This is a genomic window from Nostoc sp. T09, assembly GCF_002154695.1.
In the GTDB taxonomy this organism is placed as follows: domain Bacteria; phylum Cyanobacteriota; class Cyanobacteriia; order Cyanobacteriales; family Nostocaceae; genus Aulosira.
In genome coordinates, this window is the sequence record NZ_MTAV01000128.1 from 1 (window position 1) to 13895 (window position 13895).

A 13895-nucleotide genomic window follows, 5' to 3' on the forward strand; every position below is an offset into this window, starting at 1 on the left:
GGATATTCCTTCATTCTCGATGCCCTATTTGCCCTAAACACCATTTAAATTGGTATCACTAGGGCAAGTTTGAGAGGTGCTAACTTGCTCAATGCTGATTTAAGTTGGGCTATCTTGATTGAGACCAACTTTAGTCTTGCCAATAACCTAACAATTGATTCCAGTATTTTCTACGCCTTTTTTTGGAAAACTATCTTACCTGATGGAACTATAGAAGTCGAACCCAGATACAGTGGGTAAAAATTTAATTGCGGCAAAATTATCGTTGAAAAGCGGCAATTTGGATGCGATCACCATAATGTAATCTGTGAAATTGCTTGCTACCCATACTCTAAAAGTTTGTCATATTCTGCGTGTGTTCCAATCCAGAACCAGACAAAATCGTTATCCTGTTCGACAGCAAGCGCACGATAGTGTAAACCCACTCTTACTGACCAAAAACGCCCCACTTTCTTGAAATGTAGCGATGGATAGCGAGGATCTTGCTTGAGTAACTCGTAGCATCGATCGGCAAATTCTTGAATATCACCTGGCAATTGTCGATAGTAATACCAAAAATCTGGGGTTGCTCGGTGTCTCACAGATCAGTACAGCGTCCTTCTTGCAAATCTTGCAACGCTTTCTTTGCTAGAGCATCAAGCCGTCCCGCAGCTACATCTGCCTCCAGCTGTTTATCCCATACAGCCGCATCGAATTCCGCAAACCAGGCACGGAAAGCAGCAAGCTCCTCCGGCGACAGTTGACTTATAGCTTTCTCAATTTCCTGTAGAGTACTCATAGTAATGGACACTCAGCTTTTGGCTTGACTAGTTCAACTATATAAATACCTTAATAAAATAAGGCAGCAGATGACAAAATATCCACTGCTACCTTTGCTTTACCTGCTTTTTGTTAACTACTCAACGCCTTTAAAAACCGTTGCAAACTCTTAAATACACCAGGTTTTTTCGCAGGTGTGGCGTCGGTTGTTGTTTGAGTTTGTCCTTTCATCAAAATGAGATCTAATTCATCACCGGATGGTTTTTTCGGCAAGTCGGCAATTTTTTGATACTCGTCGTTTGTTTCCACCCAAATTTCCCACTGTCCTGGGTAGCAACGAAACACAGCAGTTTGATCGTCAACGGGACGTAAATAGTAGCAAGATTCGATGCTACCAATAAAACGTTCGCGGACTTGTCTGGCTGCATAGCCAAGCCCTACAACTCCGTAATCTTCTAAGCGAGGATTTAAGATAACTACAGGGCGATCGCCAATTTCTTGACAGAGTTTTTCCATTTGCGCTACTTCAACAGAACTGGGTGCAACAAATAGAAAAATTTCGTCTTCTGGCTGAACTTTTGATCCGACAGCAGTAGCCCTACCTGTCCCGATATCCTCAATTTTAAATTTTGCATCTGCCCATTCGCGGCGGGCAAGGGCCGCAGCACCAGCATCAGCAAAGAAAACCTTCAGGCGGGAATCATATTCGGCAAACGCAGGGAGAAAGTCTTCCGCCACAAGCATAAATTTGAGTTCTGGGAACAAAAACTCAACTTGTACGCGAGTATGGCCATCTGCTAAAGCAGCTTGGGTAGCTGTGCGAGATTGGACGATCGCTTCTTCAAGACTGTTAGGAAGTTCACTCATAGTCTGCTTGATACTTTGGTGTCTATTTCTATTGTTTCAGCATTAAGGCAGAAGGCAGAGAGAAGTCCGAACGGAGGCTTCCTCCAATCGGAACTTCGGAGAGGCAGAGGGCAGAAGGAAGGAGAGAATATTCATCCTCAGATGACATTAATCGAAACTTCCATTGTCGAAAAGCGATCGCAATTCAGTGTACTAGGCGTATTAACGGTTAGCTAAAGATAAATTTGGTGTCAGTCTTTGCAAAACCTGCTTTAACACCATCGCTGTCCAATCTATATCAGCTTCAGTAGTTTCGCGCCCCAATGTCATGCGAATACCTCCCAAAGCAGCTTTTTCAGAATAACCCATTGCCAACAATATCGGACTAGGGCTAAGTTTCCCACTGTGACAAGCAGCGCCAGCACTAATCCCAATCCCCGCTAGATTTAATTGTCGTACTAAAGTTTTACCACTAAGTTTTTCCCCATCGGCATGTTCTAAATAAAAACTTAGATGGTGCGGTAAGCGCTGATCGCGATCGCCTGTGGGAATTAAACCAGCTATATCAGCTAATTGAGCAAATAAGCGATCGCGTAATTGAATTAAGCGGGGTGTCTCTATGGACATTTCTTGGGCTGCTAGTTCAGCAGCTACGCCAAAACCAGCAATTACAGGTGTGGCTTGCGTCCCAGAACGTAGCCCCATTTCTTGTCCACCACCACAAAATAAGGGTACTAACTCTACACCAGGACGCACATACAACGCCCCTGCACCTTGCGGCCCATATATTTTATGACTAGAAAGGCTGAGTAAATCTACGGGCAGTGTTTGCACGTCAATTGGTAAGCGTCCTACAGCTTGCACTGCATCTGTATGGAACAATGCCCCATGCTTACGGGCAATATTTCCTAGTTCTGCGATCGCTTGGACTGTGCCGACTTCACTTTGACCGTAAATCACAGATACCAAGACTGTATTATGTCGTAATGCGGCTTGTAAATCTAAGGGGTTAACTCTGCCTTTAACATCTACCGCTAGGCGAGTCACTTCCCAACCCCACATTTCTAACAACCGCGCAGGTTCAGTAATTGCCGAATGCTCAATGCTAGAAATAATGATGTGTTGCGGAACATTGTACAACCGGGCAACGCCCATGATCGCTAGATTATCTGCCTCAGTCCCACCAGAGGTAAAGATGATAGATTCCGCAGCACAAGCGTTAATTAATCCAGCCACTTGGATTCTGGCTTGTTCTAAAATCGTCGCTGCCCGTTGTCCCCACTCATGTAAACTCGAAGGATTGCCCCACTGTTGAGCGAGAACTTTTTGCATAGCTGCGATCGCTTCTGGGCGAGTGGGAGTAGTAGCACTGTAATCTAAATATATTTGCATATCACCAATAAATGAGTGAAGACATACGCTTACAACTGGTTGCCTATATTTTCAGCATATACAGTTAAGTTACTTAAACTTGAAAAGCTGTGAATAATTCTGCATTGAGTAGACTTTCTGCCCTGCTTGTAAAGCTATTTTTCTACTTATTTGGACATCCTTTATTTTGGGAATAATATGATGTGTTAACTCTCAATCTACTTTTATCAGATTACCGTGCAACTTTTTTCCGGTCTGAAGTATTATTTTATATTTTTTCTAGTATTTACCATTGCCTCTTGTCAAAGAGTCCAGTCCCAGGATAAACGTCCAGCACCTCTACCACAAGATCCATTTGTTCAGGTTTACTTTAACCATTCTCAATCCTCAGAATTTTCAGAACCTTACCGTAAGCAAACTCGTCAGGGAGATAATTTAGAACAGCAGATTGTCAATGCTATTTCTCAGGCTAAGTCTACAGTAGATGTAGCGGTTCAAGAATTACGTTTACCTAAAGTTGCCCAAGCACTAGCAGACAGAAAAAACGCTGGGGTAAAAGTGAGGTTAATTTTAGAAAATACCTATAGCCGTCCTTGGAGTAGCCTAACGCCTAACGAAATAAGCAAGTTAGAAAAAAGAGAACAGGAACGCTATAACGAATTTCGTAAATTTGTAGACCTTAACCAAGATAATAAACTCAGTTCTGAAGAAATTAATCAAAGAGATGCTTTGGTGATTGTACAAAAGGCCAAAATTCCTTGGATAGATGATCGAGCCGATGGTTCAGCAGGTAGTAGTTTGATGCATCACAAATTTGTGATTGTAGACAATCGGATTGTGATTGTAACTTCTGCAAATTTTACATTGAGTGATACCTTTGGAGATTTTAGCAATCCCAGCAGTTTAGGCAATGCCAATAACTTCTTACAAATTGATAGCCCAGAATTAGCATCTTTATTTACAGAAGAATTTAACACCATGTGGGGCGATGGGCCAGGAGGAAAGCCAGATAGTCTATTTGGTTTGAAAAAACCAGCGCGGTTACCAAAAACCATCACTTTGGGTAAAACTAAAATTACCGTACAGTTTTCTCCTACTTCCCCAACTCAACCTTGGAGTCAAAGTACTAATGGTTTAATTGGTAATACCTTAGAATCAGCTACTAAGTCTGTTGATATGGCCTTGTTTGTATTTTCCGATCAGCGGCTTGCCAATATCCTAGAAAATCGCTATCAACAAACTGTCCAAATTCGGACTTTAATTGAACCAGAATTTGCTTATCGTTCCTATAGCGAAGCTTTAGATATGATGGGGTTTGCTCTCGCTGATAAATGTAAATATGAAGTAGACAACCATACTTGGAATAATCCAATTACTAGCGTCGGTGTACCTACCTTACCTAAAGGAGATTTATTGCACCATAAATTTGCTGTTATTGATGGAAAAACAGTAATTACAGGTTCGCACAATTGGTCTGAAGCAGCCAATAATGGTAATGACGAAACTCTAGTAGTAATTGAAAGCCCTACAGTTGCAGCCCATTATGTACGCGAGTTTGCTCGCCTTTACACTAATGTCAAACTTGGTTTACCACCAACAATTCAACAAAAAATTGCTGCTGAAGCTAAACAATGTCTTCAAATAAAAACTCCTACATCAATTCCTAACCAAGTAATTAAAAAAATAAATATTAATACTGCAACTTTGGAAGAATTAGTAACTCTACCTGGTGTTGGTAAAAAGTTAGCACAGCGAATCATTATTACCCGTCAGCAGCAAAGATTTACATCTTTACAAGACTTAGACAAAGTTCCAGGAATTAGTAATAAGATGCTAAACAAATTTGAAGGTACTGTGACTTGGTAGGAGCTAACATGTAATACATTAGCAGCTACTAAATTAGATAGAAAAATTAAATAATTTATAAGAAATCTTAAGTAGCGTAGGGTGGGCACTGCCCACCACATCCAAATTTTTGTGGGTAATACTTATGTTGTATTTAAAAAAAAATTATCACAGATCAGGTAAAGTTTTATATAATTACTAAATTTCAAACTTTTTCAAAGTGCCTATTAGAATCAATTTATTTAAAAACTTCGATCCTCGACCTAGGCTAATTGTGGCTGTCTTTGTTGCTACATTGATTTCACTAATACTTCCCCATTGGCTACACTTACCTACCCGTATTCTCTGCGCTTGGAACTCAGGTTCTGACTTTTTTCTAGCCATAACTTGGTGGAAGATGGTCAAAGCTACTCCTGAAAAAACCCGTCGTTATGCTGAGAGTGAATACGAAGGTCGTTTGGCTATATTTATGCTGGTGATTGCTGCGGCTTGTGCTAGTGTGTTAGCGATTGGGTTTTTACTAACTGATAAAAAAGGCGTATCAGCAATTTTGTTAACCTTACATGTCATACTTTCGATTATGACCATTGTAGGTTCTTGGTTACTAGTGCATACAATGTTTGCCCTGCAATATGCACATAGCTATTATCAACATAAAACTCCTACTAATACTAGTGGAGAAATAAGTGGAGGGTTAGATTTTCCTAATAATGACTATCCAGACTATTGGGAATTTCTCTATTATTCTTTTGTTATTGGTATGACTAGCCAAGTTTCTGATGTAGAAACAACATCTAGTGCTATGAGACGTTTGACTTTACTTCATAGTATATTATCTTTCTTTTTTAACACTACCATTGTGGCAATCAGCATCAACATCATTGCAGGGCTGATTTAAAAATTGTTTTTCTCAGCCAAAAGTATGGTGTTTGTATATCTCTACTTGCAGAGGAAATCTAATTTTCTATTTTTTAGCATAAACCTAAGTTGAGATAATCGGAGTAGGTTTATGCCTTATAAGCAGATAGACGAATTGCCTCAGGACATTAGAGATCAACTGCCTGAACATGCCCAACAGATGTTCTTTGCCGCATTCAATGCAGCCCAAGACAACGGTATGAGTGAAGAAGCGGCTCGTGATGTAGCCTGGAATAGCGTTAGGAATGAATATGAACCAGGTAATGGCGGTCAATGGCACAGAAAAGCTGAAGATCCCCCAATTCACAATAAGGCTATCACTACTGGAGGCAATTAATTGCCTTTAGCTAAATTTTAAATTTAAGGCGGTTGCTATCTACTTACAAACCGCCTTTCGCTTTTTCACAACTTTAAACCTAAATTAAATAATAATCCTTACTCGTTTCTCTAGGGATCTCAAATCATTTAAAATGAAAGTCTAATAATGAGTGGCATACAAGCGATTGATTTAGCTAGTATTAGTCTAGGAAATCCTTCACAAAAAATCTGACAATTTTCGTAGGATTTTCATACCTTATTCGCTAATAGCCGACAAACCAAGCACCTCTCGAGAAATTTTTAGAACATTTCTGGAACGGAAAGGCTTGGTCATATATAAATCTGCACCAGCCTCACAACCTTGTTGTTTATCAACCTCCTGTCCATTAGCAGTTAGCATAATAATATAAACATCTGGCATTTCTAGTTTATTCTTAACAGTATTGCAAACTTCTATTCCACTCATCTTTGGCATTATGACATCTAAAAACACAAGCTTTGGCTTTTCTGCTTGAATAATTTCTAGTGCTTCTTCACCATTTTTAGCTATTAATATTTCTACTTCCTCTTGCTCTAAACTCTCGAGAGCCTCTTCTAGCAACAGACGAACACTAGTTTCATCATCAACAATTAATACTTTATTATTCATATAAACTTATGAGTATCCTATTGAGGTATTGGTAATAAAAAATATGAAATAAATAGACTTTTTCTATGTTTTTTTTAACTTAGAATAAGTTCCAGTAATTTATTTTTTAAGAAGACCTAAAATATTTGCTTATTAAATTGAACTCACTGAGCAGTAATTATTGTAGACATTATTGAATTTTAGATGTTTCAATAATATTGTATCCCTGTGTCTGTAATATGTCTGTCAGTATTTTTAAGGTTGAAGAGTTTTTATTGACTACTACACCTTTTATCGGGCGATGCTGGCAAGAGCATTACCGAATATTTCTCAAATCTTATTTTGTCTGGATTGTCTTACTTGAGTAATTGTCGATGGCTAAAGGATAGCCTCTTTTCTTTTGTTGTATGATGAGTAAAACAATGAAACTTTCCGTTGTAAGTAGATCGCCACAATTATTTGTACGATAGTTAAAGCGATAACGAAACTTATCATAGCCTTGTAAAAGTTGGGTTTCACTGCATTCAATCCAACCTTGAATCTTAAAATTAGTGCTAGACCGTAGATTTTTCCATAGGGTAGCAGTACTGGTCACTATATAAATTTGTGGTTTCAATTAGTTCAGTTAGTCGTTTGTAAGATCTGTGTTAGCAGATTTGAAGGTGCTTTGCATAGCTGGGATTTCAATACAGAAAGTGGTTCCTTCTCCAGGCTGAGATAAACAACGCAGCAATCCGCCATGCTTCTCAATAATTTGGTGGCTGATTGATAGCCCTAGTCCAGTACCTTTACCAGTAGGCTTGGTGGTGAAAAACGGCTCAAATAATCGCTTTTGTAGGCTGTCTGGGATACCCGGGCCATTGTCAGCAATTTGGATTTTCAGCCAAGTAGAGTCAACCATCGCGGTAGAAATGCGAATTTGGAGATGATCGGTGGTTTTTCCTGTGATAACTGGCCATTGACAACTGATCATTGATTCCTCTAAAGCATCGATCGCATTAGCAATTAAGTTCATAAATACTTGGTTTAGCTGATTAGCATAGCCTTCAATCAAGGGAATCTTGCCGTACTCTTTGATTACCTGGATACCTAGGTTCTTTTCTTTAGGCTTGAGTCGGCTTTGCATGATGAGTAATGTGCTATCGATTCCTTCATGAATGTCAACTGGCTTCATCTCCATCTGATCCAAGCGGGAGAAGTTCCTCAGAGATAAGGCAAGTTGACGCATCCGCCCAACTCCTAAAATCATGGACGATAGCATTTTGTTCAGATCTTCGATCAGAAACTCTAATTCAAGATTGTCAAGCACAGCTTGAATTTCCGAGACTGGCTGCGAATAGTGCTGTCGATAAAGTTGTAACAAACCCAAAAGTTCTTGCGTATATTGTTGAATATGGCTGAGGTTACCACTGACATAATTGATTGGATTGTTCATATCATGGGCAACTTCTGCAACTAAATTACCCAGTGAAGACATTTTTTCGCTTTGAATTAGCTTAGTCTGTGTCTGCTGGAGTTCAAACAGGGTGCGCTGGAGTTGCTGTGCTTGTTCTTGAGCGACTTGTGCGGCTGTGCAACTACGCTCATAAAGTAGAGCTTTCTCGATCGCGCCTGCTGTTTGCAATGCCAAAATGCTAAGTAGTTTCCAGTCTTTAGTAGAGTATGTGGTTGGAGTCTCACTGCACATGACAATTGCCCCAATCATCTGTTTTTTAGACATTAGGGGTACACAAATGAGAGAACTTACCCTAGCTTGAAACTCCATAAACCTAGAATCGGTAGAGACATGATTGACAATCTCACCGTTACCTGATTGAAGAATTGTACCAATTATGCCTTGACCTAACTTTAGGGGTTTTGCTAGGGTGCCAATCTGACCATATTCCCAAAGAATTTTCAACCCACCACTGTTGTCATCCAGCAACAAAATTGCACCACTGGTAGAGTTAATTGAGTTTTTGGCTTCCTCAATTACCAATCGCGCAATTTCTTGGACATCTAGACTGGCTGTAACTTGTGTAGAAAGGTCTTGAAATAGATCTATTTCTTCATACTTTTCTAGCAATTCCCTAACAACTACTTTCTTGTCTTGTTGCTGTTGTGCTAAGTAAGAAACTAGAGCCGCAATGGCAGCGGTTTTTTGATCCCCAATTACCCAACCGATAACTTCCTCTGAAAGCTTCACCGGATATCTATAGGCGCTGATATCACTATTAATGCCGCCAATTAGTTGTTTGCCATCTATATCTTCAATGCAGATAGCAGTGCCCATCTCCTTTTCCAGGTGGTTGAGGATGGTCAGGAATTCTTTTTGGGTAACTAGCTTTCTGAAATTGATTCGAGTCATCTAAGTTTGGCACTACCAGTTCACAAGATTGTTGTTGTTAAACTAAGCTGGAAATATTCCCAAGTCATATTTAGTTAATTAAGCAGCCGCGATCGACTTAACTTTATTGTTCCCATGCAAAGTACATAGAGTAACAAATGTACTCGGAAAACCTCATGGCTGAGTCTCTAGGAGCTATTTTCAGCAGAATTAATCTTGGATGCGATCGCTACTACTATTTGCGATCGCAGATTGTGCTTTTAAGTAATTATTCTGTATAAAATTATTAACGTATTACAGAGATTTGTCAGCCACTCAAATCCCGATTTCAGCCAGGGTGTAATATTACCCACATCAGAACTGCATTCAGGAAAATGCCTAGATTTTTGAATCATGGCAATAGACAGAAATAAATCATTACACTGAATGTTAGTTGCCCAGTTGGGATTGACTGTCCCTAAAAAAAGATGACTCAACAAAATCATAGAATTGTGATCCTGGGAGGAGGCTTTGGTGGTCTCTATACTGCCTTACGCTTGAGCCAGTTACCTTGGGAATCTACGCAAAAACCCGAAATTGTGCTAGTAGATCAAAGCGATCGCTTCCTCTTTTCTCCCTTACTATACGAATTACTCACTGGCGAACTACAAACTTGGGAAATTGCTCCACCCTTCGCCGAAATTTTACAAGGCACAGGTGTACGTTTTTATCAAGCTGTTATTGCGGGAATTGATATCGACCAGCAACGGGTACAGTTACAAAATGGCCCAGAAATACCCTACGACCGATTAGTGCTAGCCTTGGGTGGAGAAACCCCACTAGATTTGGTTGCTGGTGCGACCTCTTACGCCTATCCATTCCGCACAATTTCTGATGCCTATCGTTTAGAAGAACGCTTACGGGTTTTGGAAGAATCCGATGCTGATAAAATTCGGGTGGCAATTGTTGGGGCAGGTTACAGCGGTGTAGAGTTAGCCTGTAAGTTAGCAGACAGATTAGGAGAAAGAGGACGTTTCCGCCTCATAGAAATTACTGACCAAATTTTGCGAACTTCCCCAGAATTTAACCGCGAAGCAGCGAAAAAAGCTTTGGAAACACGGGGCGTATTTATCGATTTAGAAACCAATATAGATTCTATTGGGAAAGATACTATTTCTCTAGAGTATAAAAATCAAGTAGACACAATTCCCGTAGATTTAGCGATCTGGACTGTAGGAACAAGGGTGAGTCCGGTAGTCAAAGCGCTATCTCTCAAACACAATCAGCGTGGTCAAATTACTACTACAGAGACTTTGCAAGTTCTGGAACATACAGAAATCTTTGCTTTGGGAGATTTAGCCGACTGTGTAGATGCCCAAGGTCAGCAAGTCCCAGCTACTGCTCAAGCTGCTTTTCAACAAGCAGATTATACCGCTTGGAATATTTGGGCTTCCCTGACCAATCGCCCCTTACTGCCCTTCCAATATCAAAAGTTAGGGGAAATGTTGTCATTGGGTGTAGATAATGCTACTCTCACTGGCTTAGGAATCAAACTAGACGGTCCATTAGCATACGTAGCCCGTCGTCTTGCTTATTTGTATCGATTGCCAACTTTAGATCATCAGATGAGAGTTGGTTTTAATTGGCTAGTCCGTCCTATTATAGAAACGCTTTCTCGGTAGCAAATAGTGCGTAAATATAACTATGCACTGAAGCTATAATCAGGCACAATTTCAAATCCAGGACTCAAAAGCATAACATTTTGATGGAACGACCGAAAGTTATTTTTTTAGATGCTGTAGGCACACTCATCGGGGTTAAAGGTAGTGTGGGCGAAGTTTATCGTCAGATAGCCCAGGAATTTGATGTGGAGGTTTCCGCTGATACATTAAATAAAGCATTCATCGAAAGCTTTAAAGCAGCGCCACCGCCGATATTTCCAGATGCAGATTCACAAGATATTCCCCAACGTGAATTTGATTGGTGGCGGATAATTGCCCTCAATACTTTTGAAGGCGCAGGCGTTCTCAAGCAATTCTCTGACTTTTCGGCTTTTTTTAGCGAACTCTACATCCACTTTGGCACTGCTGAACCGTGGTTTGTCTATCCTGATGTTCTACCAGCTTTAGTAAATTGGCGACGGATGGGAATCGAGTTAGGGATACTGTCTAATTTCGATTCCCGTATTTACTCGGTGTTGCAAAGTTTGGGATTGAGAGACTTTTTCGCCTCTATCACAATTTCTACCCAAGCACATGCAGCTAAACCCGATCCGCAAATTTTTGCTATTGCTTTAGAAAAACATCACTGCTCACCTGAAGCCGCATGGCACATTGGTGACAGTGTAGACGAAGACTATCACGCTGCAAAAACCGCTGGCTTGAGGGGTATTTTGATTAACCGTGAGCAAAAATTAGCACTCAGCAGTCAATCTTTGTAATTGAGCTAGTCTGTTATTTACTGCTAAACCCTTACAGTTAATACTGTTCAGCTAGGTTATTTATCTATTAATTACTACCTCAACCCTCCTGTCGAAGGAGGGCTGTTTTTCTATGGTTTTTTCTATTGACTGTATATTCAGTCATAAATTATATTGACAATAGTGGTAAGCACAATCAAAAGAAGATTGTTGACTACAGCATCTATCGTGACCGCCTAGGGCTGGCGGCTTAAAGGAGGATGGATATGACAATAGATCTGCATTACGAAATTCAAGGTACTGGTGAAGCGATCGCCTTAATTCACAGTGGCGGCGCAGATTTACGCGACTGGCAATTTATAGCTCCACAGTTAGCTAAGAAATATCAGGTAATCACCTTCGATGGTCGCGGTGCTGGACAGTCTCCACCACCTGTAGAAGCCGCTAATTACGTGGAAGATTTAACTAGGCTTCTCGACCACATAGGTATTGAGAAAGTGACGCTTGTGGGACATTCAATCGGCGGACAAATTGCTACCGATTTCGCTCTGACCTATCCCCAGAGAGTATCTAAGCTGGTGCTAGTGGCTCCAGGACTCTCAGGCTATCAATTCTCAAAAGAAATGGAACAGTGGTATGCGCAAATCATGGCAACGGCTCCGGATGTTGAGAAAATGGTCAAACTGATGTTAGACGGGCCCATATACAGCACGATTATGGATAGCCCTCAGAGCGAGCTGATGTATGAGATGACAAAGCACAATACACAGAGGTACTTTGATTGGAAAAGCTTCGAGCAGGTTTGGCCGCAACCGCCTGCGATCGCCAGATTACATGAGCTTCAAGCAAAAACCCTTTTTATCATTGGCACGAAGGACAGTAAGGACCTCTTCCGCATCGCTGAGTTGTTCAAGCAGGTTCCTGATATTCGCTTTGCCGAAATCGATGGAGCAGATCATATGCCGACCCTAACTCACTCAGCAGAGGTTTACAGCCTGATCGGCCATTTTCTGAGCGAGTAAGGAGAAAAATGCCGCGCACCCCAGAAGAGAACGAACGCATCCGTCGTGCTACCAAGGAGCAAATCCTCAAAGCGGCGATGGATCTTTTCTTCAACAAAGGCTATCACGCCACCTCAATTGACGAGGTGGCCAAGACAGCAAATATCTCGAAAGGACTTCTTTATCATTACTTCAAAGGCAAAGAGGATCTGTTCGCAGCTATGGTCGATGTCCGACTCAACGATCTGTTAGTTGTAATGCAGGGGGCGGCGGCAAAAAAGACGCCTACCGAGCAAATCCGGCATATTGCCGAGGGTGCGTTGGAAGATGTCCGCCGACAACCTGAAGTTTTCCGTTTCTACCTCAACCTATTTACCCAACCCAGACTCGATCCAGTCGTAGCTAAATATGGGCAGAAGTTGATGGATGAGCAAGCAAAGCAATTCGAGGTGCAGACTGAGATGTTCACAAAGCTGGGGGTTGCCAATCCCAGGAAGAGATCCATCTACTTTTCATCGACTTTACAGGGTATCATGCTGATGTTTTCGACCTATCCGCAGACTTTTCCGTTGGATGAGGTCAAAGCGCAGCTAATCGAGGAGTTTTGCCCAAATATGCCAAAGTCTATCCTCTAAGGAGCGTTAGAGATTTCCAAATAAAATCTATCGGATAAGCGTTTGAGATTTCCATCCGTAGCAATCATTTTTCAAATTGGTATTAGTTGAGAGGGAATTTAACTTATTAAAAGAACAACCCCACAGTTCTGTGAGGTTGCTTTGCCTATTTAAGTTCAGTTTTTGTAAGTAGAGCCTGGAGCTAGAACAACGTTGTTCCAACGATGTATCTAATACTAATGTGATTGTTGCCACCTCAGGCATTGATCTGAGCCAGTTTACAATGTGTCCAACGGCGTGAGTGTATGTGCTGAACTATTGGCAGCTTTCTATCTTTTACTTGCGTAAAATTCAACAGGAACTTCCTCAATTTTCGGTTCAACTACCGTTAGATGTTGCTCTAAAATTTCTAAATTGCGAATATTAGATTTATAGAAAGCATCAAACAAATCACCTACCAAAGGTACAGTACCAACGACTGCTTCTAAACCTACATTAAATATCATTTTCGTTAAGTCTTGGCGTGGTATACCAAAGCGAGTAGCTAAATATATGATGTAAGCTGAAAACGCTGTACTAATTAAATCACCTGCACCTGGAACTAGGCCAATAATTGGATCTAGTCCAATACGAAAACCGATACCAGGGATGCGTATAGATGTATCCATGATGCGGCTGAGTTTGCGGATGCGGTTAAGCGTAGCAAGGCGTTTGGCAGCGTCCATAATTTACGATATTTACACTACTTTTAGGTTGCACCATTTTGAATTGCTTGTCTTGTACCGTTAGAAAGAACAAGATTAGGAAATTTAAGGCAGTCCCCATGAAAAAATTTTCATCGCCAAGCATGTAAGTAGTTCTTACCTGTTCC

15 protein-coding genes are annotated in these 13895 nt (G+C 40.9%); 8 read left to right on the forward strand and 7 right to left on the reverse strand.

From position 1 onward, the window contains the following. Window positions 1-69: 69 nt before the first annotated feature. Window positions 70-240: a pentapeptide repeat-containing protein gene (locus BV372_RS38445; RefSeq protein ID WP_218776761.1), complete on the forward strand. Its 171-nt coding sequence runs from the start codon at window positions 70-72 to the stop codon at window positions 238-240. An 80-nt stretch (window positions 241-320) separates the two neighbouring features. On the opposite strand, the gene BV372_RS24430 is transcribed toward BV372_RS38445, so the two are convergent. From BV372_RS24430 to BV372_RS24445, 4 genes are all read right to left on the reverse strand, one after another. Further along, complete coding sequence (locus BV372_RS24430; protein ID WP_086689088.1) at window positions 321-581, reverse strand: hypothetical protein; 261 nt, start codon at window positions 579-581, stop codon at window positions 321-323. Then, on the reverse strand, window positions 578-778 hold the full coding sequence (locus BV372_RS24435) for a hypothetical protein (RefSeq protein ID WP_086689089.1): 201 nt from the start codon (window positions 776-778) through the stop codon (window positions 578-580). Before BV372_RS24435 ends, BV372_RS24430 begins: the two co-directional genes overlap by 4 nt. A 113-nt stretch (window positions 779-891) precedes the next feature. Next, window positions 892-1626 carry a DUF1995 family protein gene (locus BV372_RS24440; protein ID WP_086689090.1) on the reverse strand — a complete coding sequence of 245 codons (735 nt, stop codon included), beginning with the start codon at window positions 1624-1626 and terminating at the stop codon, window positions 892-894. Between the two features lie 201 nt (window positions 1627-1827). Further along, entirely contained in the window at window positions 1828-2997 is a 1170-nt protein-coding gene (locus tag BV372_RS24445; protein ID WP_086689091.1) for a cysteine desulfurase family protein, read from the reverse strand. 216 nt (window positions 2998-3213) lie between these two features. Here BV372_RS24445 and BV372_RS24450 point away from each other — a divergent pair, with 216 nt between their 5' ends. The 3 genes from BV372_RS24450 to BV372_RS24460 all read left to right on the forward strand — a co-directional run bounded on the left by BV372_RS24450 (window position 3214) and on the right by BV372_RS24460 (window position 6076). Beyond that, a complete protein-coding gene (locus BV372_RS24450; protein ID WP_086689092.1) occupies window positions 3214-4842 on the forward strand; it encodes a phospholipase D-like domain-containing protein in 1629 nt (542 codons plus the stop codon). 199 nt (window positions 4843-5041) lie between these two features. Continuing rightward, complete coding sequence (locus BV372_RS24455) at window positions 5042-5719, forward strand: DUF1345 domain-containing protein (RefSeq protein ID WP_256973434.1); 678 nt, start codon at window positions 5042-5044, stop codon at window positions 5717-5719. A 111-nt stretch (window positions 5720-5830) separates the two neighbouring features. Then, entirely contained in the window at window positions 5831-6076 is a 246-nt protein-coding gene (locus BV372_RS24460) for a ChaB family protein (RefSeq protein WP_086689093.1), read from the forward strand. Between the two features lie 237 nt (window positions 6077-6313). Here BV372_RS24460 and BV372_RS24465 read toward each other — a convergent pair whose 3' ends face one another. Beyond that, entirely contained in the window at window positions 6314-6706 is a 393-nt protein-coding gene (locus tag BV372_RS24465; RefSeq protein WP_086689094.1) for a PleD family two-component system response regulator, read from the reverse strand. Window positions 6707-7310: 604 nt separating this feature from the next. Continuing rightward, on the reverse strand, window positions 7311-9032 hold the full coding sequence (locus BV372_RS24475; RefSeq protein WP_086689096.1) for an ATP-binding protein: 1722 nt from the start codon (window positions 9030-9032) through the stop codon (window positions 7311-7313). 446 nt (window positions 9033-9478) lie between these two features. On the opposite strand from BV372_RS24475, the gene BV372_RS24480 reads away from it, so the two are divergent. The 4 genes from BV372_RS24480 to BV372_RS24495 all read left to right on the forward strand — a co-directional run bounded on the left by BV372_RS24480 (window position 9479) and on the right by BV372_RS24495 (window position 13045). Continuing rightward, a complete protein-coding gene (locus tag BV372_RS24480) occupies window positions 9479-10672 on the forward strand; it encodes an NAD(P)/FAD-dependent oxidoreductase (RefSeq protein ID WP_086689097.1) in 1194 nt (397 codons plus the stop codon). An 83-nt stretch (window positions 10673-10755) separates the two neighbouring features. Further along, on the forward strand, window positions 10756-11430 hold the full coding sequence (locus BV372_RS24485) for an HAD family hydrolase (RefSeq protein WP_086689098.1): 675 nt from the start codon (window positions 10756-10758) through the stop codon (window positions 11428-11430). A gap of 245 nt (window positions 11431-11675) precedes the next feature. Beyond that, window positions 11676-12431, forward strand: a complete 756-nt coding sequence (locus BV372_RS24490) for an alpha/beta fold hydrolase (RefSeq protein WP_256973435.1) — start codon at window positions 11676-11678, stop codon at window positions 12429-12431. 8 nt (window positions 12432-12439) lie between these two features. Continuing rightward, complete coding sequence (locus BV372_RS24495) at window positions 12440-13045, forward strand: TetR/AcrR family transcriptional regulator (RefSeq protein ID WP_086689099.1); 606 nt, start codon at window positions 12440-12442, stop codon at window positions 13043-13045. Window positions 13046-13353: 308 nt separating this feature from the next. On the opposite strand, the gene BV372_RS24500 is transcribed toward BV372_RS24495, so the two are convergent. Continuing rightward, on the reverse strand, window positions 13354-13749 hold the full coding sequence (locus BV372_RS24500; RefSeq protein WP_086689100.1) for a DUF4112 domain-containing protein: 396 nt from the start codon (window positions 13747-13749) through the stop codon (window positions 13354-13356). Between the last annotated feature and the right edge of the window lie 146 nt (window positions 13750-13895).

Coding starts and splice junctions, on each gene's coding strand:
- BV372_RS24435 (WP_086689089.1), bottom strand. CDS start 778: ATGAGTACTCTACAGGAAATTGAGAAAGCTATAAGTCAACTGTCGCCG.
- BV372_RS24440 (WP_086689090.1), bottom strand. CDS start 1,626: ATGAGTGAACTTCCTAACAGTCTTGAAGAAGCGATCGTCCAATCTCGC.
- BV372_RS24445 (WP_086689091.1), bottom strand. CDS start 2,997: ATGCAAATATATTTAGATTACAGTGCTACTACTCCCACTCGCCCAGAA.
- BV372_RS24460 (WP_086689093.1), top strand. CDS start 5,831: ATGCCTTATAAGCAGATAGACGAATTGCCTCAGGACATTAGAGATCAA.
- BV372_RS24465 (WP_086689094.1), bottom strand. CDS start 6,706: ATGAATAATAAAGTATTAATTGTTGATGATGAAACTAGTGTTCGTCTG.
- BV372_RS24475 (WP_086689096.1), bottom strand. CDS start 9,032: ATGACTCGAATCAATTTCAGAAAGCTAGTTACCCAAAAAGAATTCCTG.
- BV372_RS24480 (WP_086689097.1), top strand. CDS start 9,479: ATGACTCAACAAAATCATAGAATTGTGATCCTGGGAGGAGGCTTTGGT.
- BV372_RS24485 (WP_086689098.1), top strand. CDS start 10,756: ATGGAACGACCGAAAGTTATTTTTTTAGATGCTGTAGGCACACTCATC.
- BV372_RS24490 (WP_256973435.1), top strand. CDS start 11,676: ATGACAATAGATCTGCATTACGAAATTCAAGGTACTGGTGAAGCGATC.
- BV372_RS24495 (WP_086689099.1), top strand. CDS start 12,440: ATGCCGCGCACCCCAGAAGAGAACGAACGCATCCGTCGTGCTACCAAG.
- BV372_RS24500 (WP_086689100.1), bottom strand. CDS start 13,749: ATGGACGCTGCCAAACGCCTTGCTACGCTTAACCGCATCCGCAAACTC.